The sequence below is a fragment of the Streptomyces sp. NPDC058326 genome (assembly GCF_042879855.1).
In the GTDB taxonomy this organism is placed as follows: Bacteria; Actinomycetota; Actinomycetes; order Streptomycetales; family Streptomycetaceae; genus Streptomyces.
This window is the reverse complement of record NZ_JBHVZO010000008.1, coordinates 299,789-323,931: the sequence shown is the minus strand read 5'-3', so window position 1 is coordinate 323,931 and position 24,143 is coordinate 299,789. Positions and strand designations below refer to the sequence as shown.

Genomic DNA, 24,143 nt, shown 5'->3' with positions numbered 1-24,143 from the left:
CAACGGAGCGATCAACGCCCACGACTCATCCGTCAGTTCATGTCGACGCACCACGAACAGAGCAACGAGCCACCAACTTTACGGACACGCCCTAGGGGGTGTCTTGTCGATAACCGGCGAGCATCCGCCGCATGCCGAGGGCGTGCCCGCCGCTGCGGATGACGAGGAGCCGGTAGACCCACCCCGCGGCCCCGGGAAAAACGGCCCGGGTCTCGGCCCGCAGCCGGCAGCGCCCTTCGGTCAGCTCCTCGATCCGGAATACGAGGCTGTACGAGGAGAACCGATGCCCGCCCCGGAGCGCCAGCTCCCGCCCGGGCACGACCGCGGCGACCCGGAACCCGGGAAACTCCGACCCCTCGGCAATCGGCCGGGCCCCACCGGATCCGCGGGGCTCAGCCCGGACGAGCCGCGCGTACCGAGCCCCGCTCTCCCGCGAGAGCGACCGCTCCACCCTCACCAGCAGCCGCTGCCACAACTCCTCGGCTCCGGCATCGACGACAACGGCATGCTCATCGACGAACGGCAACGCACTCACGACGCGATCACCCCCCGAAGCTACCCCCACCCCAACGCCCCATACCCGCCAGGGGCCTTCCCCCGTGACGGAGGAGGGGGTCGGTCCCGAGTTGTTGTCCGAAAGCCGGCTCACGGCCTTTCCTGCCGGTCACTGACGGGCGTTGGGCCGGGGGCCTACGGGAGACCCCTTCCCTCGCTCATCCTCCACGGAGACACTGCGACCATGCCCGCCGCACTCCGCCGCCCCGCCGCCACCCTGATCTGCGTGGCCGTCACCCTCTCCGCCACCGCGTGCGGTCCGGTCCTGGGCGACCTGACCAGACCTGAGATCCTCGGGAGGGCGATCGAGGCGACGGAGTCGGCGAAGTCCGTGACCCGTCACACCGACGTGCTCTCCTTGGCGGTGCCGATGAAGGGCCACGTCTCCCTCGACAGCCGGGGGAACTGCACCGCCACGATGTCCTACGGCACGGCGGGCACGGTCGAACTGATCAAGATCGACGACACGGACGTGTACCTGCGCCGCGACGAGCCGCTCCTGCGCATGCAGGAGCGACACCGGAGCCCGGAGGACCTGGAAGCCCTGCTCGACGACCTCAGGGGCCGCTGGACGAAGCCGCCCGTCGACGGCCCTGACTCCCCGGACGAACTGGCGCTCTGCGGCGGGAAGAGAACCCCCGCCGGGTTGGAGAACGGCTGGGACGACGACTCGGCGAAGAGCGAGGCGACCACGGTCGAGGGGCGGAAGGCACTGAAGCTGGCGAAGCCGGTCGGCAGCGACGGCGAGACGACCACCGTCTACATCGCCGCGGAGGGCCCCCCGTACCTGCTGAAAATCGTCACGACGGGCGGCGAGGAGCCGGGGACGATCACCTTCTCGCACTACGAGAGCCCGGTCGAACCGAAGGCCCCGCCGCCCGAGGACGTCGTCGCCACCGACTGACCACCAGGGGGCGTGCCGACCTCACACATCTGATGACTCGACGCTCCGGATGCACGCCAGGCCCGGAAGGACGGCAACCCGCCGCCTTCCGGCACAGGGGCGGCACGGCCCACGATCACGCAGAAGGGCCAGCGCCGGGGGAATGTCCCCCTGACCTGGCCCTTCCGGCTGTGCCCCCGGCAGGATTCGAACCTGCGACACCCGCTTTAGGAGAGCGGTGCTCTATCCCCTGAGCTACGAAGGCGGGGGCTTGCCGAAAACCGTGCCGGAAACCCCCAATGGGGGGTTGCCGAGGCGGTTGAGGCAAACGCCCTGGTCAGGCTCTCCTCGGAGCGTTGCCGGGTGGGTCCGGAGGGACACTCTCCCGGGCAGCTGCCCTGAAGGTCGACTGACCGCTGACAGCCTAGCGGATAGGGGTTGCCGAGGTCGCCTCCGTTGCCACTGCGCGCTGCCGCGCGTTCTTGCATGCCTTCTGACCTGCGAGTTTCCGGCGGGATGTCTGGGGATGGGGATCGATGTGGTCAGGTGTCGGCAGCGCGGGGGTGGGCGGCATCGGCGGCAGCCCGGCTGCACCGCGCCGTCCGATCGCGAATCGGAGTACTGCTTCCGGAGGCGTCTGCGGTTGTAGAAGGTCTCGATGAAGGCGAAGATCTCCGCGCGGGCAGTGGTCCGGTCGGGCCAGTGGCGGGTGCCGATCTCCTCTTTGAGTAGTGCGAAGAAGCTCTCGGCGGCGGCATTGTCGAAGCGGGAGCCGGTTCGGCCCATGCTCTGTCGCAGCCCCAACCTGGCTACTTGCCGGCGCGGTTCGTCAGAGGTCAGGTGGGTGGCTTCCCTGAAGATGAGCGAAGCGCCCCTGTGGCCACAGTCATTCAGGTCGAGCATACGTACAACTTCTTCGCCTGGCCGGAAGTCTGATCGGACGGCACGCATCGGTGCATGCCGCTCCGCTTGTCATAAGGGGTTTCCTTGACATACGTACGCACCACCCGGCGCCACCTCTGCGGCGCCGTCGCCACCGTGCTTGCCATCACCCTCGGTGCCGGCGCGCTGGCGGCTCCCGCGGCCCTGGCGGACTCTGCTGCGGCTGTCGGGGCTTCGGTCACGGCGGCGGAAGCTCTGAAGCTGCCGGCCGGCTCCTATGTCGTCGGTGCCGGCGCAACCGGCTTCCTTTCCGCGTACGACGGCGCTTCGCGCGGTGAGGGGGCCGAGTACCGCTGGACGCCGTATGACGGTGGGGCGGCGCGCACGATGCAGTGGGACCCGGCGCCGACGGCCACGCTCACCGAGGACTTGCTGGCCGTCCGCGACGCGCAAGGCTCCTCGGTCCGGCTTCGGGACGCTGCCACCGGCGAGGCCACGGCGTGGAGTGTCGAGGTCGCCCCTCTCGTCCCTGGCGTGACTTTTGCGGGTGCCGCCGGCAGGACGCTCTTCACCACCATGACGTCGGACGCCGGCGCTACGCTGCGGGCGCACTCACCGGCGGACGGCCTCCGTGAAGTAAAGGGCCTCCCCGTCGATGCCGAGGACGTGTCCGTGCGGCCTGGCACGGCCCGGCACGCCATCGTGTCCTACTCGACGTACACCGAGGAGGACGCACAGACCTACCGGGCCCTCGTCGACCTCACCACCGGCGAGATCACCGAGACATACCGCACGGGCGACGGGAACGTCGCTGTCTCGGACACCCATATCGCCTACCTCGAGGCGAGCAACGGGTGGGAGACGAAAGTGGTCGTGCGTGAGCGGGGTACCGACGAGAGCAAGGTCATCGACCTCGGCACGACGTCGGCGCCCTGGACACTGGAGATCGGGCTGGTCGGTGACTGGGTCACTTACAGCTATCCCGGCGGCAACGAACTTGTCCGGCCCTCATCTGCGGCGCACCTGCAGGCCCTCACCGCCCGCAGCCTGAAGGACGACTCGACGATCAAGCTGATCGACCACGTCCGACGGAGCGGTACACCCACAGTCGACGGCGGCCGACTCGTGAGCGGCGGCACCGTCGCACACGGCGAGGGTGTCTACCGGATCGCACTCGACGAGGCCACCGGTAAGCCGGCCGCCACGCTCCTCGCCAGCACCGGCGAGTCCACAGCCGTCGCCCTGACGAAGCCGGCAGGTGTGCCCACTTCGGTCGACCTGGACAAGAACGGCGGCGGGGCCACCTTCACGTGGTCCTTGAACCGCTGGAACGTGGCCTTTTCCGCCACCTTGCGTCACGTCCGCACCGGCAAGACCGTCTCGATGTCCACCTATCAGCCGCAGAACGGCGTCGCCGTCTTCGACTGGAACGGGGACCTCGGCGACCCGGGAGCCTGGAGGCCCGACCGCAGCGCCTATAACGGCGAGTACACGTGGGAGATCACGGCCATGCCGCTCAGCGGCATCGGCCCGACGCTCAAGGAGTCCGGCGCCTTCACCGTCACCCGCACGTCGAAGCCGCACGACTTCGACGACAACGGCGCCGCCGACGTACTCATCCGGGACGGGGCGGGCGCGCTGTGGCTGGAGAGCACCTACGACCACCCGGTCGAGAGGATGCTCACCTCCGTACGGACGAAGGTCGGCGGTGGCTGGCAGGTCTACGACAAGATAGAGGCCACAGGGAACATCGCCGGTTCCGCCCACCCGGACCTCGTCGCCCAGGACGCCTCCGGCGTTCTCTGGCTCTATCAGGGCAACGGCCGCGGAGGTTTCGCAACCCGCACGCAGATCGGCGGAGGTTGGCAGACCTATGCCCGGCTCGCCGGCGGCGGTGACCTCACCGGTGACGGCACGCCCGACCTTGTCGGCACCGACAGGGCTGGAGCCCTCTGGCTCTACAAGGGCACCGGCAACAGTGCCAAGCCCTTCGCGACCCGCCAGAAGATCGGTACCGGCGGCTGGCAGACCTACAATCTCCTGACCGCCACCGGCAACATCGCGGGTACCTCCGCCGGTGACCTGGTCGCCCGGGACAAGGGCGGTGTCCTGTGGCTCTACCAGGGCAAGGGCGACGGTACTTTCCACAGTCGCACGAGAATCGGCAGCGGCTGGAGCACGTACAGCGACATCGTGGGCGTGGGCGACGCCAACCATGATGGACGCCCCGACCTGATCGCCAACTCCACAACCCATAGCAGTGCGTACTTCTATGCCGGTACGGGCAACACGGCCACCCCCTTCAAAAACCGTGCTGCGGCCAACCTCCAGACAAACCGATCCCCTTACCACCACTGGTCCTGACCGGCAGCAACCGGGCGGTACGCACGGCGCGTACCGCCCGGAGTCGCTCGGACGTCACCGAGCTGGCTTCCGTGTCCGGTCCGTTCTCTCGGCGTCGTGATCACCACCGCCTGAGGCGGGGCGACGTTCAGCTCGGCCGGTCGTACGAGTCCCTGACCATGTCGTTCTCGCTTGGTCAGCAACGTAAAAACCTGTGACCACAGTCTGACGTGACGACAGGGCCTCCTGGACCCGCTGGGAAGACGTGTAATCCCGCGGCACCAAGAGGCCCTGTCGTCATTCCTCACTCACAGCAGCGTTGTCTTCTGCTCCTCAACGCTGCTCGATGACCCATCGTTCCAGGTCCGGATTGAACGACTGATCTCAGGCAGGGCTGTAGCGTTCGATCATCCGGACGCTGTTGAAGGTCCAGCTACCTGCTGAGCCCTCCCAGCTGTGGAGAGGTTCGTTGAAGTGTCCGCGTAGGAGGGGGTCGGTCTTGGCCGTCCATGTGAGCATCCTGACGCGGCCGTCTTCGTAGCCGTACATGGCTCCGATGTCGTCGAAGCCGTCGCCGTTGTAGTCACCGGTGACGATCTTCATGTTCTCGCGCCAGAAGCGTCCGGCTTCGCCGGTCCAGACTTCCTGGCGGTTGCCGAATGCACCGGTGGTGCCGCTGGGATTGAAGCTGATCACCGCGTCGTCACCGTTGCCGTAGTCGTACCAGGTGGCGATGTCGTCGCGACCGTCACCGTTGAAGTCACCGGAGTGGACGCTGACCTGCGAAAACGTCCAGCCACTAGGGGAACTCCAGCCGTGGATAGGCTCGTTGAAGCCGCCTTCGGGCCTTGTGGTGAAGGTGACGAGCTTGACCTCGCCGGTGGCGTAGCCGTACATGGCTCCGATGTCGTCGCGGCCGTCGCCGTTGTAGTCGCCGGTGGCGAACTTCATGCGTGCCGCTTCCCACCCGTCGGCACGGTAGAACGAGGAGAAGGGGTAGTTGAAGCCTCCCTTGACGTTGGCGGTGAAGGTGAACAGCTTGTCGCTGCCGTTGCCGTAGTCGTACCAGGTGGCGATGTCGTCGCGTCCGTCGCCGTTGAAGTCACCGGACTGGACGTGGATCGCGTTGAAACTCCAGTGGCCGGCCGGCACGCTCCAGGAGACGAACGGCGCGTTGAAAGTGCCGTCCCCCTTGCCCAGCCAGGTGCGCAGGTTCATCCGGCCGTCCCCGTAGCCGTAGAAGGCGGCGATATCTCCGATGCCGTCGCCGTTGAAGTCACCGGTGGTGTGCTTCATGTTCTCGACCCAGTAGTTGCCGGCCGCAGTGTTCCAGCCGTGGATCGGTGGATTGAACCTACCGTCTGAGGTGGTCGTGAAGGAGAGGAGCTCATCGTGGCCGTCGCCGTAGTTGTACCAGGTGGCTATATCGCTGCGGCCGTCGCGGTTGTAGTCGTGGCGGACAGAGGTGCCGCTTGACCACAGAGACTGGCTCTTGTCGTTGTAGATGACGAGGTCGCCGGAGTCTTTGAGAACGGCGAAGCCTGCCCCGGGGTTGGCGACGTTGGTCGTCCACAGGGGATCGTTAGCTGGGCTGTAGACGGTGAGGTTGCCGTTGTCATTGACGCGCGCGACAGCGTCTTTGACGCCGCGCGAGCTGCTCCAGACCTTCGCGCCGGATTTGGTGGTGATGAACAGATTGCCGTCGAATCCCATGGTCAGGGTCGAGGACTGGCCGGTGATGGAGTGGCCAGAGGCGATCTCGGTCTTGGGAATAAGACGGATGCCGCCGGTTATGCCGTCGATGACGTACGGGGCGTCGAGGCCGGTGAGGCTGGTGGGCGTGCCCTTGCCGCGCCAGCCGACCATGGTGTTGTCGGCCTTGCGGGCCCACAGGTCGATGATCTTGTCGCCGTCGACGATGCCGTCGCCGGAGCCGTCACCGTCAAGGTCACCGGAGACGCCGAGCTGGGGGTACAGGGACTTCTTCAGACCGCTGCCGATCTTGGTCCGGTCCCGCCCCCAGGTGGCGAAGTTCATCTTCGCCGGGTTGGCAGGGTCGGCGGTGGCGTGCGAGCGGAAGAGATCGCCGGTGGCATCGTCGCGGAGCAGCAGGTCCGGAAGCTTGTCCCCGTTGATGTCACCGGTGGAGACGATCGTGTACTTGTTCCACTCCGATGTGGCGTCGCCCAGCGGAGCGAAAGCGCCCGTGCCGAAGCCGATCGTGTCGGCGCGGGCGCCGCGGTAGAACCACAGGTTTTCTGCCTGCTTGACGAGGACGTCGGGCTTGGTGTCCGCGTCGAAGTCGCCGCCGATGACCTGATCGGCGTTGGACCAGCGGTTGTCCCTCGTCCTGGACGGCCGGAGGGTCTGCGGGCTCTCGTCGGTGTTGACGAGTCCGAAGCCGTTGTTCTTGTAGATCTGGAGATCCTTCGCGCCGCCCTGAAGCTCGTTGGGGACGAGGGCGAGCAGATCGTTGTAACCGTCCTCCCCTACCCAGTCGCCGACTGCGGAGACCTGCTGGCCCGGGAAGGTCGCTTCGCCGGAGGCGGCGTTCATGGTGGAGAAGACCCGGTTGCCGTGGCCCGTGTAGGCAATCAGGGTGCCGTTGCCGTCAGGGCTCCAGATGTCCTTGAACCGGTCACCGTTGACGTCATGGAACTCGTCGCGATCCTGCTCTTTGTTGGCGTAGTAGAGGTAGGTCGCGGTGTCAGATCGGTTGCCGGCCGTGTCGACGCTGTAGGCGTAGATCATGTGCGGGCCGTAGGAGGGGATCGACACCAGGCCGGAGTAGACGCCGTTGACGGGCGACACCTCCTTGACGTCCGGGTCGGTGTCGGTCCACCAGTTGATCTTCTTGATGTCCTTCTCGACCGGCAGGAAGGTGAAGGTCACCTTCTGGCGGGCCTTGCCTGTCTTCGCCGGCCATTCCAGGTCGCCGGAGGGGAAGATGGGCTTACCGTCGGCACCTATGGGCGAGACGATCACCGGCGGCTGCTTCGGACGCTGGCGGTCCACCTTGAAGGCGCAGGGCGCGTTCTTCCAACCGGAGTCCGACTTGTCGGAGTCGATGGCGCGTACACGCCAGGAGTAGGTGATGTCCTTGCCGTCACTGCCCTTGCCGCCAGGTGTCAATGACATGGGGACCGCGAGTGTGGCGACCCGTTCGTTGAGGGCGGGTATGGCCTTGGTGAGTACGCGGGTGGCGACGCCGGCCTTGTTCTCGTAGAGCTCGAACTCGGCGGTCAGGTTGCCCTTGTCCTCGTCCTTGATCGTGGCGTACAGGCTGACCGCCACGTTGCCGAGCATCCCGCCGCTGGCGCACGGGGTGAGCGGGCTGGTGCCGAGCTTGCTCGGGAGGTCCGGGGGAGTGTTGTATTCGGTCTCCAGGACGACAGTCTTGGGGTCGAATTTCTTCCAGCCGAAGGTGTCGTCCTCGTCGGCGTAGAGGCCGAAAGTGACGGTCTCCGCGCCCGCGGCCACCTTGGTCCTGACCCAGCTGGTCGCGTCGAACTCGAGGCTTTTGGCGGGGCACGCCGAGGAAGAACTGTTCTGCGACACCCAGCCCCTGGCGTCGTTGACCGTGTCGAGGGGCGAGGTCGTCAGCTTGCCTGGTTGGTTGCTCCAGTTGGTCTTGGAGTTGATCGCGCCGGTCGGGTACAGGTACAGCTCACGGGCCTCGCAGGACCAGGACCAGGTGTTCTTCACCCGGAAGGTCGCCGCCTTCACCTCGGTGTTAGCCAAGGGGGAGACATCGAGCTGGAAGAAGGAGCGGGAGATGCGGTCGGAACCACCGGTCTGGGCCTCGTAGCCCACGCGGACAGGATCCTTGGAGTTCCAGAACGACTGGCTCGCGTACTTCTTGTAGACGCGGGTCCAGTTCCACTTCTGCCGGTCGCCGAAGCTCCAGCTGGGATCGATGTAGACCGGGTAGGTGGTCTCGGTGCCGGTCAGCAGCTTCTGGTCCGGAGTGATGGTGAGTGTGTCCGGCGTCAGCTCGGTGGGCATCACGGCGTCCTGTGCGCCCAAGCCCGGGTCGAACGCGCTTGCGTCGCCTGTGGTCTCAGTGGTCTCGGTGGTCGCCGCCATGGCGCCGAGCATGGTGCTCAAACCGGTCTCGCCGCTTGCCGTCTTCGTGGAGTCCCACATCATCGGAGCGGAGCTGGAGAAGATGATCTCGCCGGCTGGGTCCTTGGCCGTCAGGCTTCCCGTCTCGGAGTCTTCCTCGACTGTCAGACCGTCGGCGGCGATACCGAACTGCAGCCTGGCGAGCTCGGGGTTCTGCGCGGCCTCCGGGGTCTTGACGACGAAGACCTGAGAGAAGCCCTCGACCTCCGCCTTCAACTGCAGATCGACACCGGGCAGCACCTCGGCATATGTGGCGACGTTGCCGTCCAGGGTCGGTGTCGTCAGCTCGTTCGGCCAGGTCAGCGTCAGCGTGCGGCCGTTCATGGCACCCTGGATCAGCGGCGCGGTCCCGCCGCCGGAGAACTTCACGGCGACGTTCGTGGCCTTGGTGACCACGGACCCGTCCGCGGCAAACTCCAGACTTGGGTCGGCGGGGACCCAGCCCCCGGCGCGCCACAGCCGTACGGGCGTTCCGTGCTCGCTGACCTTGAACGACCCCTCGGGCTGTGCCCAGGTATCGGAACTCTCCGTCCGTCGCGAGACCACCTCGACGGGCTGCCCCGTCGCCGCGGCCTGTTGCAGTGCGTAGTCCTCCTCGCTCAGCGACCCGTTGGCCACAGGGTCGTCGGAGACCTCCACGGCTGTGGCAACTGCGGGAGACATCTGCGGTGCGAGGGCCGTGGCAGGCACGGCCGCCATGATCGAGGTCATCATGGTGCCGGCCAGTAGACCCGGTATCAGAGCGGCCCCCCTGCCGCGTCTGAAGCCCCACTTTCTTGGCATGGACACGATTAATTTCCTCCCCTTACTTGTGTCCGAATTCGCATGCCGACGACTGAAAAATGACCCGGCGATGCGAAGTGGTCTGACTCTACAGGGGTGAATTATTTCCGTGATGACCCACAAGGAAGGGTGGGGAGATGGTGTGTTTGCGGTGTAAAGGTGGGCAAGTCAGGGAACCTGGGAGAGTCTGGATGCGAGGTGTCGATCACCCCTGACCTGGGACTCTGTGGGGCAGCTGTGGGTCAACGGGGGCTCATCGGGAGCTTGTGTCGGCAGATGCGTTCAATGGGAAATTGTTTCCAATTCCGCTTTCTCGGGACCCCCCCCTGTTACGCTTCCCCGGATTTATCGGATTTCAAGGGGTGGGAGTAAGTGAGTAATTTCCGTACGCGAGGGTGGGCCGTGGCGCTGTCCGCGGTGATGTCAGTGGGACTGCTGCCATCAACCTCCACCGCACTCACAGAACAGGACCCGGGCATCAGCACCTCGCTGCCCGGTCTCAAGCAGCCGAAGCCGGTCCCGGTCGAACCGGTCCGCGCGGGGGGAAAGAAGCGCCCGGACATCGGCGCCGTCAAGGCACCCGTCCGTGCCGCCTGGCCCGCACCCGGCGTGCAGACGGTCAGTGTCTCGGCACAGTCGCCGCTGAGCCGCGCCACCGGAGTGGCGCGCGAACTCCCGGTGTCGGTGACCGCCGTCGCTGATGCGGCGACGAAGGGCGCGCGGGGGGCCGCCAAGGCTCCCGCGCTGACGCGAGCAAGGGTCTCCGTCGAGACCCGCGCCGCCGCCGAGAAGGCCGGCGTCGACGGTCTTCTGCTCACCGTCGGCAGGGCCGATGGCGTGAACTCCGTCGGGCAGGCGCGCGTCAGCGTCGACTACGCGTCGTTCAAGAACGCCTACGGTGGCGACTGGGCGGCGCGACTGCGCCTGGTCCAGCTCCCGGCCTGCGCCCTCACGACCCCCGAGAAGCCCGGGTGCCGTGTGACGAAGCCGCTCGAGACGGCGAACGATACGAGCAAAAGCACCCTCACTGCCGTGGCACCAGTGTCGGCGGGGGCCCGTTCGGCTACTTCTGCGACCGCGGCGGCGTCCGGTATGACGGTTCTGGCCGCAACGGCAGGGGCCCAGGGTTCCAGTGGCTCGTTCACGGCGACCTCGCTGGAACCGTCCGGCGCCTGGAGCGCGGGCAGCTCCACGGGAGGCTTCAGCTGGAGCTACCCGGTCGGCGTCCCGAACGTCCCCGGCGGCCTCAAGCCCGGCGTCACGCTCGGCTACAGCTCGCAGGCCGTCGACGGCCGTACCTCGGCCTCGAACAACCAGGCCGGATGGATCGGTGACGGCTGGGGTTACGAACCCGGCTACATCGAGCGCCGCTACAAGTCCTGCGAGGACGACAAGGTCGGCGGTACTAACACCACCAAAGTCGGCGACCAGTGCTGGTACAGCAACAACGCCACCCTCTCGCTCGGCGGTAAGACCACCGAACTCGTCCTCGACGCCACCAGGGGCTGGCACCCCACGTCCGACGGCGGCGAGAAGATCGAGAAGCTCAGTGGCGCCGACAACGGCGACGAGGGCACGGGCACCGTCGCGGGCAAGGGCGAGTACTGGAAGGTGACGACGCTCGACGGCACACAGTACTTCTTCGGCAGGCACAAGCTTCCCGGGTGGGTCACGGGCAACGCCGTGACCAACTCGACCCTGACCGCACCCGTCTTCGGCAACCACACGAACGAGCCTTGCGCCACCTCTTCCTTCGCCACCTCCTGGTGCCAGCAGGCATGGCGCTGGAACCTTGACTATGTGGTGGATCCGCGTGGCAACGCGATGGCCTACTACTGGAAGCAGGAGACCAACAACTACGGTCTTAACGTCAACGCGACCACCGGCTCGGCGACGAAGACCCCGTACGACCGCGGTGCCTACCTCGAGCGCATCGAGTACGGCCTCCGGGACAGCGCGCCCTACGCCGCCAAGGCCATGGGTAAGGTGACCTTCACCTCCAAGCCCAGGTGCGACACGAACTGCACCTTCGACGTCTCCAACGCGACCTACTGGCCGGACACTCCGCTCGATCTGTACTGCAAGGACACGGCGACGGAGTGCAAGGGGCAGTACTCGCCGAGCTTCTGGTCAAGCATGCGGCTGACCGACATCTCGACGCAGGTCCTCACCGGCGGCGTCTACACGAACGTCGACTCCTGGCACTTGACGCAGACCTTCCCCCCGTCGGGTGACGGCATCTCCACCCCGATGTGGCTGCATGGCATCAAGCGGTCCGCAATGGAGGGCGCCGCTACGGCGGACGTCCCGATGATCACCTTCGTGCCGGTGCAGAAGCCCAACCGTGTCGACAAGCTTCGCGATGGTCTCGCCCCATTCATCCGTATGCGGATGTCGCAGATCATCACGGAGTCGGGCGGCACCATCGGCGTCGACTACTACGACCCCGACTGCACCGCGACCGCTCTCCCGCCGACCGATGACACCAACTCCACGCGCTGCTACACCGTCAAGACGATCATCAGCGGACCGGACCCCGAGCACGACTGGTTCAACACCTACCCCGTCCAGCGCGTCACCGAGGGCGACAACATCGTTGACAGCCCGGACGTCGTCACCGAGTACACATACGTGGGCGGCGCCGAGTGGGCCAAGAGCGAGGACGAGTTCACCAAGGCGGAGGACCGCACCTACTCGCTGCCCCGCGGCTATTACCTCGTCCAGACCCGCACCGGCGAAGGCTCCGACAAGAAGACGCTGAGCGAGTCCCGGTACTTCCGCGGCATCGACGGTGCCGCCGTGAAGAACTCCGCCGGTGTCGCCGTCACCGACCGTGAACAGTTCGCCGGCATGCTGCGCGATAAGGCCACCTATAACGGTGACGGCGGACCACTCGTCAGCGCCTCCTCCTACATCCCCTGGCGCTCCGCGGTCACCGGTACGCGCGCGCGTACCGGACTGCCCGCCCTTGAGGCGTATATGACGGGTACGCAGACGGAAGAGACGCGCGTCAAGATCACCGGTAGCGAGCGCACCACACGGTCGATCAAGACTTTCGACTCCTACGGACTGGTGAGCACCGTCTCCGAACTGGGAGACGTGGACAAGCCCGGTGACGAGAAGTGCACCACCACGACCTACGCCCGAACTGGCACCTCCACGATCCTGGACAAGGTCTCCCGTAGCGAAACCGTCGCCGTCGCCTGTGGTGAGACCGTGTCGCGTCCGGCGGACGTGATCGACGACGTCCGTACGTACTACGACGGTCTGGCCCTGCACGCGGCACCGGTCAAGGGCCTCGTGACCAAGTCCGAGCGCGTCAACGGCGCGGGCACCGGCTACGACGTCGTCTCCTCCACGCCGAGCGTCTGTGGCACCGGAGGCACCCAGCTCTGCTACGACATCTATGGCCGCCAGCTCGCCGAGGCGGACGCCTACGGCAAGGTGAGCCGCAGCAGCTTCACCCCCGCCACCGGAGAGGTGCCGACGAGCAGTGTCGTCACCAACCCGCTCGGCCACACGGTCACCACCGTGCTCTCGGCCCGGCGCGCCCTGCCCACCAAGGTCACCGACGCCAACGGCAAGGTCACCACGACCGTCTACGATCCGCTGGGCCGGGTGATCAAGGCGTGGCTGCCAGCCAGGCCCCAGGCGTCGTACCCCGCAGGACCGAACTTCCAGTTCGAATACCTACTGCGGAACAACGGGCCGACCGTCGTCACGACGAAGACCCTCACCCACGACAACCAGTACCGCACGAGCTACGCGTTCCAGGACGGCCTGCTCCGGGCGCTGCAGTCCCAGGAGGAATCCCCGGACCGGGCCGGCCGCCTGGTCACCGAGGTGTTCTACAACACCCGTGGCGAGGCGATCGTCAACTCCGGCACCTACTTCGCGGACGGCGCACCCGAGCCGGCCCCGGTGACCGGTCAGCAGACCATGTACCCGTCCTCGACGGAGACCGAGTACGACGGTCTCGGCCGACCCACCGCGGTGATCGCCAAGCGGTACACCGACGAGGAGAAGCGGACCACCTACGCATACACGGGTGACACGACCACGGTCGTTCCGCCGGCCGGCGGCATCGCCACGACGACCGTCGTCGACGCGCTCAACCGCACCGTCGAACTGAAGCAGCACACCGACGCGGCCCGTACCACCGCCCAGTCCACCCACTACACCTACGACGACAAGGGCCGACTGGCGAAGGTTACCGACCCCTCGGGCGCCGAGTGGACGTACGCGTACGACACTCGCGGCCGTCAGACCGAAGCCGTCGACCCCGACAAGGGCAAGGCCGTCACGGCGTACGACAAGGGCGACCGCCCGACCGACATCACCGACGCCCGCCAGGTCACCCTCCACACCGACTACGACGCCCTCGGACGCCCCACCGCGCTGAAGAAGGGCACCAAGGACCTGGCGGCCTGGAGCTACGACCCGGTCGGCGCCAAGGGCCAGCCGTGGAAGTCCACGCGCTACGACGACTCGGGCAACGCCTGGGTCACCGAAGCCAACGAGTACAACAGCTCCTATTTGCCGTCGATCACCAGGGTCACCGTCCCGCCGTCGGAAACGGGTCTGGCCGGCACGTACGAGTGGTACACCTCCTATAACGACAACACCGGCCAAGTCCAGGACGTCGAGCATCCCCAGATGGCCGACCTTCCCTACGAACTGGTCAGCAGCGGCTACACCGCCGTCATAGGTCTGCTCGACAGGGTCGGCACGATGACCGAGACGAGCAGCGCCACGCTCATCTCGGACATGACCTACGACCACTACGGCCGACCGATCCGTGCGGAATACGGCGAGTTCGGCCGCCACGTGTGGACGACCAGCCAGTACGACGAGCACACCGGTCAAGTGACGAACACGTTCACCGACCGGGACACCGCCCCCCAGAGGGTGGAGGACACCTCCTACACCTACGACCCGGCCGGCAACATCACCCGCATCGCCACCGGATACGACCAGGGCACAACCCGAACCACGGACACCCAGTGCTTCCAACTGGACGCCCTGCGTCGCGTCACCCAGGCCTGGACCAATACCGGCACGACCTGCGCCACCGATCCCTCCGAAAGCGTCGTCGGCGGGCAGGACGCCTACTGGACCAGCTACACCTACGACGCCGTCGGCAACCGTGACACCGAGGTTCAGCACAAGACCCCCTCGGGACCGTCCGCCGACATCACCCGCGACTACGCGGCCCCGAAGACCGGCACGCACAACCTGCCGTCCGTAACACAGACCGGCGCCGACCCGCGCACCGAGACGTACACCTACGACGCGGCCGGCAACACCCAGACCCGGAAGATCGGCAACGCCGACCTCCAGACCCTCGCCTGGGACGACGAGGGCCACCTCAAGTCCGCCACGAAGGTCACCGACACCACCAGCTACCTCTACGACACCAACGGACAACGGCTCATCCGCCGCGACTCCACCGGCACGACCCTCTACCTGCCCGGCGGCAACGAGCTACACAAGGACAAGACCGGCAAGATCACCGGAACCCGCTACTACGGCGGCTACGCCATGTACAAGGGAGGCAAGCTCACCTTCCTGCTCGCCGACCACCACGGCACCGGCAGCACCCAGATCACCAACGACGCGTCCCAGGCCGTCACCCGCCGCAAAACCACCATCTTCGGCGGCCCTCGCGGCACCCAGCCGGCGAACTGGATCGGCGACAAGGGCTTCGTCGGCGGCACCAAGGACCCGGACACCTCGCTCACCCACCTGGGCGCACGCGAGTACGACCCGGCCATCGGCCGCTTCATCAGCGTCGACCCGATCCTCGACCTGAACGACCCGCAGCAGTCCCAGGGCTACAGCTACGGCAACAACAATCCGGTCTCCTTCAGCGACCCGACGGGCCTGCGCCCCGACGGCCCGGTCGGCGGTGCCGACTACAACGACAAGCGGGAGACGGCTGCCAGCGGGTCATCCGCCGGGGGGTACAACGAGTCCACCGCGGGAAGCAGCTGGTTCCTGGACCAATACGGCGGCTGGAGCTACCGCTACAACCAGGTCTACGGCGGCGTCACACTTTCACAGACCATCTGGTCGGGCCGAGCCACATCCAAGGGGCACGGACTTGCGACACCGATGAAGGTCGTAAAAAATCCGCCTCCACCAGTGAACTTCTACGGCCGGTACATCGGCCCGATCGTCGGAAGCCTCATCCTTCCGGACGCCCAGGCATGGTCGGACTGCATCGGGGACGGGGCGTGGTCGCAGTGTGGCTGGGCAGCCACTGACCTTCCGGTTCTGAAGCCGCTCAAGGGTCTCAAACTCCTCAAGGGCCTCAAGGCTGGCGAGAAGGTGGAAGAGGGCGTGGAAGCCGCAGCCGTGGTGTGCGGTGTCAAGCACAGCTTCCTACCGGGCACGAAGGTCCTGCTGGCCGACGGCTCGTCCAAGAGCATCGAGGACGTCGCGGTAGGCGACACAGTCCTGGCGACGGATCCGGACACCGGCGAAACGCGCGGCCAGAAGGTCCTCGACGTCATCGTCACGGAGGACGACAAGGACTTCACCGAGCTCACGGTGAAGACCGAGGCGGGCGACTCGAAGCTCGTCGCCACGGACACGCACCCGTTCTGGTCGGTCAGCCTGAAGAAGTGGATCGAGGCTGGCGACATCACCCCGGGCACGACCTTGCGTGCGCCGGAAGGTTCAGCTGTCGAGGTTACGGCCGTCCGGCACAACACGAAACGGCAGCGCACTTACGACCTGACGGTCGATCGGATCCACACTTACTACGTGCTGGCGGGCGCTACACCCGTTCTCGTACACAACAAGCCGCCGGGTACGTGCTCCATCACCACTCCGGCGAACGCTCCCGTGATCAACAGCAAGACCGTGCACAAGTCCAAGGACGGCTCGTTCCGTGTGGACATTGAGAACCAGAATCCGGGCCAGCCGGGCGCAGGCATCCACCTTCAGTTCATGGGGCGTGGTGCGGATCCGAAGAAGTACTACTACGACCCCGCCAATGGCAGTTGGCGCACGGAGGTAGGGGATATCCTTTCTTCGCGAGTCGCCAAGCAGGTGCCGCAGAGTGCGATCAACAAGGCGTACCAATTCTTCGGTATGGAGGCACCGTGAGGGTAAATCCCTTGATGCAATCGTTGTTGCAGTCTGGCGCTGAAACCGAGAAGCCGGATGATCTGCCCGGCGAGCTGCGTGATCTGGTCGAATCTGGTTGGAAAGTTGGACCCGCGGATTCTCTGGTGATTGCCGGTTGCTACGGTGACGGGGCTGGTTGGCGTGACGACTGGCAGGCGGAGAACGTTCCGCAGTGTGAGTTCGAGGTCAACGATGTGAGCATCCCCTGCGACGACTTTCCGGAGGAGCGCGATTCCTTTCTCCGCAGTGCCGTCGCGCGGTCTCGTGCGTTTGCGCGTGCCATGCTGGGAGCCGCTGCCGGACTGCAGCACTGCGAACTTCTCGTAGCGATCGTGTCGGTTGGAGTGGATGATGACTACTTCACGCACGGTGCCACGGTGAAGTTCGCTACCAGGCGCACCGGGTTTCCCGGCGTCTATGGCGATCTTGATCGGTTTCAGTACGAAGCCATGGCTTCGATCGAGTATTGCGACGTGAGGTAGGTGGCCGCTCGCTCCGTTGAGTGAGCGGAATAGATGCCTCCTGAGGGAGAACCCCCGGTGCGCAAGGTGCGCGCCGGGGGATTTTCTCGTGAGCTATGGAGGCGACTACTCCACGACCTTGATGTTGCAGCGGGTCGCCTTGGAGTACGGGCATAAGGCGTGGGACTTCTCCAGGAGGGACTTGCCCGCCGCGCCCTGGAGGTGGTCCGGGAACTTGGCGCGCATGATGACCGCGAGGCCGAAGCCGCCGTTCGCGGGGTTCTTGCCGATGGAGACCTCGGCCGTGATGGAGGCGTCCGCGATGTTGATCTCCTCCTGGCGGGCGATCTCGCCCATCGCGCTGGCGGAGCAGGCCGCGTACCCGGCGGCGAAGAGCTGCTCGGGGGTGGTGCCCTGGCCGTTGCCGCCGAGGGCTTGGGGGTGGGCAAGGGGGAGGTTGGTGTGGCCGTCGGAGCTGACGGTGCGGCCCTCGCGGTCGTTGGTGGTGGCGACTGCGGTGTAGATCGCCCTGAGCTGCGGAGATGGGCATTGCGTTCCGAGGGATCCAGGGAAGCGTTTTCAGGGCCTTCCGCAGCAGGGCTCTGACCTGCAGCGATGGGGTTTTCTCCAAGCCCTACGAAGGCGGGAATCTGTAGGAAAATGTGGAGGGAATTGCGACGAAAGTCGCGATACCGGACACATTGACCCACTGGTCCAGAGGTGCGCCAGCGGACTGGCGCGCCGCCGTCAGTGTAGCGGGTGGGGGTGCGCAGGCGTGGTGGTTACCCCGCCCGGCTGGGGGGACAGCCGTCCAGCTGGGGGCCGGACCTGGGGCGCCCGCAGAGTGCGCCGTCTCAGGCCGTCTGAGAATTGCGTACCCCGTTGCGTGCCCGGTGCCACAAGGACCGGTACGAGGTGGATCTGTCGCCTCGTGCCGGTCCTTCCGGGTTTCGTGTCGGATCAGCTGTCCTTGGCCCCGTGCGTGGACCATTCGTCGGCGAAGTACTCCATCTGCTTCAGGACCAGCTCGATCGCCTCCGGGGCCTCGTCCGGTGGGTAGTTGCGGCGGGCCAGGAGGCGTTTGATGGCGCTGCGGAGGCGGGCGCGGACCGGTTCGCGGGCGATCCAGTCCGGCTTGAGCTTGCTGCGGACCTCCGCGACCAGTTCGCGGGCGATGCCGGCGAGGATCTCGTCGCCCATGACGGAGCGGGCCGTGCCGTGGTCGGCGACCGCGTCGTAGAAGGCGAGCTCGCGCCAGTCCAGCGGCGGCTCGAACTTCTCTCCGCGCCGGGCGTCCTCCATGACCTCCTTGGCCATCTCCACCAGCTTGGCGATGAGCTCCGCGCTCGTGCACTGCTGCCGCATGTACCGGACCATGAGGTCCTGCAGCCGTTCGGAGAACGTCGTGCGCCGGACGATGTTGTGCCGGGTCACCTCGCGCATCTTCCGCTCGATGAGCCGCCTCAGGGCCTCGGCCGCCAGGTGCGGGGTCTCGCTGCTCTGCAGCTTCGCGGCGAGCGCGTCGTTGAGGTGGGTCAGGTCGGCGGTCTCCAGGCCGGCCTCGGCGAGCAGGTCGGTCACTCCGCCGGTCTCGACGACCGAGGAGGTGAGCTGGGCCAGGTACAGCTCGACGTCGCGGGCGACGGGGAGGCCGCGGGCCTCGCGGTTCATCGCGTCGATCTTCGCCATGTAGGCGCGGACCTCGACGAAGAACTGGATGTCCCGCCGCCAGGCCGGGTGGTCCGGGAAGCGTTCGCCGATGTCGGTGGAGCTTCCGCAGAGCGCGTGGAAGCGTTCCAGGCGGTGGGCGTGCTCGCGGTAGCGCCGGCCGAGTGTCTGCCGGGGGTCGTCGAGCTTCTCCGGGTTGTTGCCGGGGGTGGCCGGGTCAAGGAGGTGGCTTGCGGCCCGCCTCGCGGCGTCGATGAACGCCGTCCTGGAAGGGATGTCCAGCCGGGTCCGCCAGTCGAGGCCGCGCAGGATGCCGTTGAGGATGTCGTACTCGTTGCGCAGCTCGTCCAGCGCCCGGTCGAGGTCCTGGCCGAGCGTACGGTCCTGCTGGTCCGCGTCCGTGTACTCGGCGATCGCCCGCTGGAGGTTCTCGGTGAGCGGCGCGTACCCGACGAGGAGGCCGTCCTCCTTGCCCCGGAAGCGGCGGTTGACGCGGGCCAGGGCCTGCATCAGGCCGGCGCCCTTGAGCGGCCGGTCCAGGTACATGGTGTGGACGGGCGGCGCGTCGAAGCCGGTCAGCAGCATGTTGTTGACGATGAGCAGCTGGAGCTCGTCCTCCGGGTCCTTGGCCCGGTTGATGACGGCCTTGCGGCGGCTGTCGCTCAGGGCGTGGGCGAGGAGCCGGTCGTCGTCCTTGCGCGTGTTCGAGGAGAACACGATCTTCATCGCGCCCTTCTCGAAGTCGTCGCTGTGCCACTCTTCCCGCAGTGCGCGCAGGGCGTCGTACACGCTGACGCAGATCTCGCGGGTGGCGCACACGATCATCGCCTTGCCGGGCGCGCCGCCCGTCCCGGAGCCGCCGACGAACGGCCGCATCGCCGTCCGGCGCGTCTCCCAGTGCTCCACGAGGTCGGCGGCGAGGTCCCGGATGCGGGCGGGTGCGCCGTACATCGCGTTCATCGTGGCGACGGCCTGTTCGACGCGGGTGCGCTCGACGTCGTCGAGGCCGTCGGTGATCCGGTCGGCCTCCTCGTCGATGGCCGCCGGGTCGACGTCCCGGTCCATGACGAGCTGGACGACCCGGCTCTCGTGGAAGACCTTGACCGTCGCGCCGTCGTCGGCGGCCCGCTTGAGGTCGTACACGTCGATGTAGTCGCCGAACACCTCGCGGGTGTTGCGGTCGGCCTCGGAGACCGGCGTACCGGTGAAGGCGAGGAGTGTGGCGTGCGGGAGCGCGTCGCGCAGGTGGCGGGCGTAGCCGTCGAGGGTGTCGTAGTGGCTGCGGTGCGCCTCGTCGACCACGACGACGATGTTCCGGCGGTCGGAGAGGAGGGGGTGGTCCGCGCCGGACTCCTTCTCCTCCTTCGTGCGCCCGAACTTCTGCAGCGTCGTGAAGAGGATCCCGCCGACCCGCTTGTCCGCGAGCTTCTCGCGCAGCTCGGCCCGGGTGAGGACCTGCTTCGGTTCTTCCGGGAGGATCTCGCTCTCCAGGAACGTCGAGTAGAGCTGGTCGTCGAGGTCGGTGCGGTCCGTGATGACGACGACGGTCGGGTTCAGGAGGGCCGGGTCCTTCATCACCATGGTGGCGGTGAGGAGCATCTCCTCGGACTTGCCGGAGCCCTGCGTGTGCCAGACGACACCGGCCTTGCCGTCGCTCGCGGCGGCCACGCGTACGGCCTCGGCGGCGCGGGTCACGGCGTGGTACTGGTGCGGCTTCGCGATCCGCTTCGTCCGCTTCGACGGAACGAAGTTGATGAAGGACTTGATGAGGGTGAGGAACCGGTCCCGGGTGAACAGGCCGTGCAGGGCCAGGTTCTGGCCCGAGTCGCCCATGTCCTCGGCGGCGAACGGGTCGACGGGCTCGCCGAACTCGTCCGTGTTCCAGGGGGCGAAGTGTTCGTACGGGGTGAACGGCGTGCCGTACTTGGCGGTGATGCCGTCCGAGACGAGGACGACCGCGTTGTACCGGAACGCGGTCGGGAACTCGGCGGCATAGCGGGTGACCTGGGTGTGCGCGTCCTGGAGGGTGGCGTCCTCGTCGCCGGCGCGCTTCAGCTCCAGGACGGCGAGCGGCAGTCCGTTGACGTACAGCACGACATCGAAGCGGCGGCGCTTCTCGCCGTCGATGACGGTCACCTGGTGGAGGACGCGGTACACGTTCGCGTCCCGGTCGTCGAGGTCGACGAGCCGGACGGTGGGGTTGTGCTCGGCCCCGAAGGCGTCGGTGTACGTGACGGACCGGATGCCGGCGGTCAGGTGACCGTGGGCGGTGCGGTTCTCCTCGTACGTGTCCTGGGAGGTCGGCGTCGCCGCGATTCCGACGACGTCCCGGACGGCGTCCGGCGGCAGGTCCGGGTTGAGCCGCTCGACGGCTTCCCGAAGGTCCGGGTACAGGATCAGGTCGTCCCACGACTTCCGGTGGCCGGAGCCGGGGGCGAACTCGTTCCCGGGGCCGGGCTTCCAGGCGGCCCGGGCCAGCTCTTCGAGGGCCAGGAGCTCCCAGTCGGACTCGTAGGGGCGGTGGTTCGTTCTGTCGTCGGAGGCGTGGTTCATACGTGATCCCCGATGGTCTTCTCGGCGTCACGCACGCGGAGGCGGCCGGACAGGAGCTGGACGAGGAGGGTGTCGCGGAGCTGAGCGAGGACCGGGTTCTCGGCTTCCGCCGCCGCTTCCCGCCGCGCCAGCGGCTCCAGCCGTGCGGTGAGCCGCCCCTGGTCCTCCGGTGCCGGTACGGCGACGGTCGAGGCCATCAGCGATTCGACGCGGATGAAGGGCTGCCCGCTGCCGGCCCGGTGGGTCGACATGTTGACGGTCTCCAGCGCGTACCGCAGCACCATGGCGTCGGCGGGGTTCTTCGGGACGATCGCGGAGGCGTTGTTGTTCACCCAGGCGGGAGACTCCGACCAGCGCGTGCTGCCGCAGTTGCTGCCGATCCTCGCCAGAACCGAGAACCTGCCCTCGTAGAGGTACTCCGTGTAACTGCCCATGACGCTGTTCGACCCGTAGACGGGGTAGGGGCCGCCCGCCGTGTAGGCGTCCTTCGAAAGATATTTCCCGGGCTTGTGGATGGCGATGTCGCTCAACGCGACGCTTCTGCCGCCGGGGTCCATGGCCGCCTGCCGGAACAGAGCGCGAGCCAGTTCCCGGCAGACGCGGGCGGTGTCTTCGTTGACGGCGATCTTGTCGTCCAGCGCGGCGAGGACCGACACGATCGCCCGCTGTTCACCGAGAGCGGGTACGCGGAGGGGCCATTCCGGAAGATTCACCAGAGGAATCCGGTCCACGGTCGCCCCGTGGACCGCACGCGCGGCGATGGTTCCCTGGAACTCCGGGCCGAGGTACGAGTAGAGAAGGAACCGCGGATCGACCACGTTCCTCTTCGGACGGAGGATTCCCATGCGCCGTCCGAGACAGGCCCGGATTCCTCCCGGCATCAGGGCCGCTTCACCGAGGCGGGTCTCGTACGAGAAGAGGACATCGTCCTGCTGCGGGGTGACCCGGCGGGTCCACTTCTCGAAGTCCTCCTCCGAGACGTGGGCGGACTCCTGGAGGTTGAGACGCCCCTTCTCCAAACTGGAGATACTGAGGAACCAGGGTCCTTCCCCGGTCTTCCTCGGGGTGGCGTGGGGGCCGTCGAAGACGGTGGCCACCTCACCGATGGTGGTCTCGGTCCAGTCAGACATCGACCCTCCCCATCTGCTCCCGCACGGTCTTCTCCAGATCCGCCGACTTCTCAAAGAGCCCGAACAGCTCCTCCGTCAGCGAGGCGATCCGCGCCGCCACCGCCTCGGCGCTCTCCTGCTCCGCGTCGACCGCCCCCACGTACCGTCCCGGCGTCAGCACGTACCCGTGCTCCCGCACCGTCTCCAGCCCCGCCGAGAAGCAGAAGCCCGGTACGTCCTCGTACGTCAGTCCCTCGGCCCTCGCCGACTCCGTGCCGCGCCACGCGTGGTAGGCGCCCGCGATCCTCGCGAGGTCCGCCCCCGTGAGCACGCGCTCCGTCCGGTCCACCATCTCGCCCATCCCGCGGGCGTCGATGAACAGGATCTCCCCGCGCCGGTCCGCCAGGCGCTTCTCCCCCTGCGGCGACTTGTCCTTCGCCAGGAACCACAGGCACGCCGCGATCTGCGTCGTACGGAACAGCTGCGGGGGCAGCGCCACCATGCACGCCACCAGGTCCGCCTCCACCATCGACTGGCGGATCTCGTCCTCGCCGCTAGCCTGAGAACTCATCGAGCCGTTCGCCAGGACGATGCCGGCCGTGCCGCGCTCGCCCAGCTTCGCGACCATGTGCTGGAGCCACGCGTAGTTGGCGTTGTTCCGGGGCGGGACGCCGTACTTCCAGCGGGCGTCGCTCTCGTCCCTCGCCCAGTCCTTGATGTTGAAGGGCGGGTTGGCCATGACGAAGTCGGCCCTGAGGTCCGGGTGCTTGTCGTCGGCGAAGGTGTCGCCCCAGCGCGCCGCCAGGTTGCCGTCGATGCCGTGGATCGCGAGGTTCATCTTCGCCAGGCGCCAGGTGCGCTCGTTGAGCTCCTGGCCGAAGACGGAGATATCGGCCTTGTGGCCCTTGCCACGGTGGGCCTCGATGAACTTGGCCGCCTGGACGAACATGCCGCCCGAGCCGCACGCCGGGTCGTACACCCGGCCGTGGTACGGCTCCAGGATCTCCACGATCAGCCGGACGACCGACTGAGGGGTGTAGAACTCGCCGCCCCGCTTGCCCTCCGCGCGCGCGAAGTTGCCGAGGAAGTACTCGTACACCTCGCCCAGGACGTCCTGTGCCGGCTTGTCCTCCGTGCCGCCGAAGCGCGCGTCGCTGATGAGGTCGACGAGTTCGGCCAGACGCTTCTGGTCGACGTTGTCGCGGTTGAAGATCTTCGGGAGGACGGTCTTCAGCGGGCGGTTCTCCCGCATGACCGCGTCCATCGCCTCGTCGAGGAGCTTGCCCACGCCGTGGCTCTTGGCGTTCGCCGCGATCCAGGACCAGCGGGCCGTCTCCGGGACCCAGAAGACGTGGGCGCCGGTGTACTCGTCGCGGTCCTCCAGGAAGTCCCCGATCCGATCCTCGGAGATGCCGTCCTCCGCGAGCTCCTCGGCCAGCTCGTTGCGGCGCTCCTCGAAGGCGTCGGAAACGTACTTCAGGAAGATCAGGCCGAGGACGAACTCCTTGTACTGCGCGGCGTCGATGGAGCCGCGCAGCTTGTCGGCCGCCTTCCAGAGGATCGCCTGGATCTCCTTGGCGGTGGAGGCGCTGAACAGCTCCTCCTGCTCCGTGGGCTTCTTCTTGCGCGAGGGCATGGAGTGGGTCG

Annotated in this window: 10 protein-coding genes and 1 tRNA gene; 4 read left to right on the top strand and 7 right to left on the bottom strand. The window is 67.0% G+C overall.

The genetic code is table 11. From position 1 onward, the window contains the following. Positions 1-91: 91 nt before the first annotated feature. Entirely contained in the window at positions 92-535 is a 444-nt protein-coding gene (locus ACFVYX_RS18070) for a hypothetical protein (RefSeq protein WP_389682343.1), read from the bottom strand. 204 nt (positions 536-739) lie between these two features. Between ACFVYX_RS18070 and ACFVYX_RS18065 the strand changes: the two genes are divergently transcribed. Further along, positions 740-1,459, top strand: a complete 720-nt coding sequence (locus tag ACFVYX_RS18065; RefSeq protein ID WP_389682342.1) for a hypothetical protein — start codon at positions 740-742, stop codon at positions 1,457-1,459. A gap of 171 nt (positions 1,460-1,630) precedes the next feature. Here ACFVYX_RS18065 and ACFVYX_RS18060 read toward each other — a convergent pair. Next, positions 1,631-1,703 (bottom strand) — tRNA-Arg (locus ACFVYX_RS18060). Positions 1,704-2,425: 722 nt separating this feature from the next. On the opposite strand from ACFVYX_RS18060, the gene ACFVYX_RS18055 reads away from it, so the two are divergent. Then, positions 2,426-4,684 carry an FG-GAP repeat domain-containing protein gene (locus ACFVYX_RS18055; RefSeq protein ID WP_389682341.1) on the top strand — a complete coding sequence of 753 codons (2,259 nt, stop codon included), beginning with the start codon at positions 2,426-2,428 and terminating at the stop codon, positions 4,682-4,684. Positions 4,685-5,047: 363 nt separating this feature from the next. Here the strand turns inward: ACFVYX_RS18055 and ACFVYX_RS18050 are convergent, their stop codons facing one another. Next, positions 5,048-9,502 carry an FG-GAP-like repeat-containing protein gene (locus ACFVYX_RS18050; protein ID WP_389682339.1) on the bottom strand — a complete coding sequence of 1,485 codons (4,455 nt, stop codon included), beginning with the start codon at positions 9,500-9,502 and terminating at the stop codon, positions 5,048-5,050. A 471-nt stretch (positions 9,503-9,973) separates the two neighbouring features. On the opposite strand from ACFVYX_RS18050, the gene ACFVYX_RS18045 reads away from it, so the two are divergent. Continuing rightward, complete coding sequence (locus tag ACFVYX_RS18045; protein WP_389682338.1) at positions 9,974-16,684, top strand: polymorphic toxin-type HINT domain-containing protein; 6,711 nt, start codon at positions 9,974-9,976, stop codon at positions 16,682-16,684. After that, positions 16,681-17,187, top strand: coding sequence for a hypothetical protein (locus ACFVYX_RS18040; protein WP_389682337.1), 507 nt, complete (start codon positions 16,681-16,683; stop codon positions 17,185-17,187). Before ACFVYX_RS18045 ends, ACFVYX_RS18040 begins: the two co-directional genes overlap by 4 nt. Before the next feature lie 105 nt (positions 17,188-17,292). Here the strand turns inward: ACFVYX_RS18040 and ACFVYX_RS18035 are convergent, their stop codons facing one another. The 4 genes from ACFVYX_RS18035 to ACFVYX_RS18020 form a co-directional block, all read right to left on the bottom strand. Next, on the bottom strand, positions 17,293-17,691 hold the full coding sequence (locus ACFVYX_RS18035; protein WP_389682360.1) for an Ohr family peroxiredoxin: 399 nt from the start codon (positions 17,689-17,691) through the stop codon (positions 17,293-17,295). Between the two features lie 435 nt (positions 17,692-18,126). Further along, complete coding sequence (locus tag ACFVYX_RS18030) at positions 18,127-21,387, bottom strand: type I restriction endonuclease subunit R (protein WP_389682336.1); 3,261 nt, start codon at positions 21,385-21,387, stop codon at positions 18,127-18,129. Next, the gene (locus ACFVYX_RS18025) at positions 21,384-22,517 is read right to left on the bottom strand and encodes a restriction endonuclease subunit S (RefSeq protein WP_389682335.1); all 1,134 of its coding nucleotides are present in this window, start codon (positions 22,515-22,517) and stop codon (positions 21,384-21,386) included. The genes ACFVYX_RS18030 and ACFVYX_RS18025 overlap by 4 nt, the downstream gene beginning before the upstream one ends. Further along, positions 22,510-24,132, bottom strand: coding sequence for a type I restriction-modification system subunit M (locus ACFVYX_RS18020; RefSeq protein ID WP_389682334.1), 1,623 nt, complete (start codon positions 24,130-24,132; stop codon positions 22,510-22,512). The genes ACFVYX_RS18025 and ACFVYX_RS18020 overlap by 8 nt, the downstream gene beginning before the upstream one ends. Positions 24,133-24,143 lie beyond the last annotated feature (11 nt).

What these genes read in the sequence shown, in the direction of transcription:
- ACFVYX_RS18030 (WP_389682336.1), bottom strand. Translation starts at nt 21,387, where the DNA reads ATGAACCACGCCTCCGACGACAGAACGAACCACCGCCCCTACGAGTCC.
- ACFVYX_RS18025 (WP_389682335.1), bottom strand. Translation starts at nt 22,517, where the DNA reads ATGTCTGACTGGACCGAGACCACCATCGGTGAGGTGGCCACCGTCTTC.
- ACFVYX_RS18020 (WP_389682334.1), bottom strand. Translation starts at nt 24,132, where the DNA reads ATGCCCTCGCGCAAGAAGAAGCCCACGGAGCAGGAGGAGCTGTTCAGC.
- ACFVYX_RS18065 (WP_389682342.1), top strand. Translation starts at nt 740, where the DNA reads ATGCCCGCCGCACTCCGCCGCCCCGCCGCCACCCTGATCTGCGTGGCC.
- ACFVYX_RS18050 (WP_389682339.1), bottom strand. Translation starts at nt 9,502, where the DNA reads ATGATGACCTCGATCATGGCGGCCGTGCCTGCCACGGCCCTCGCACCG.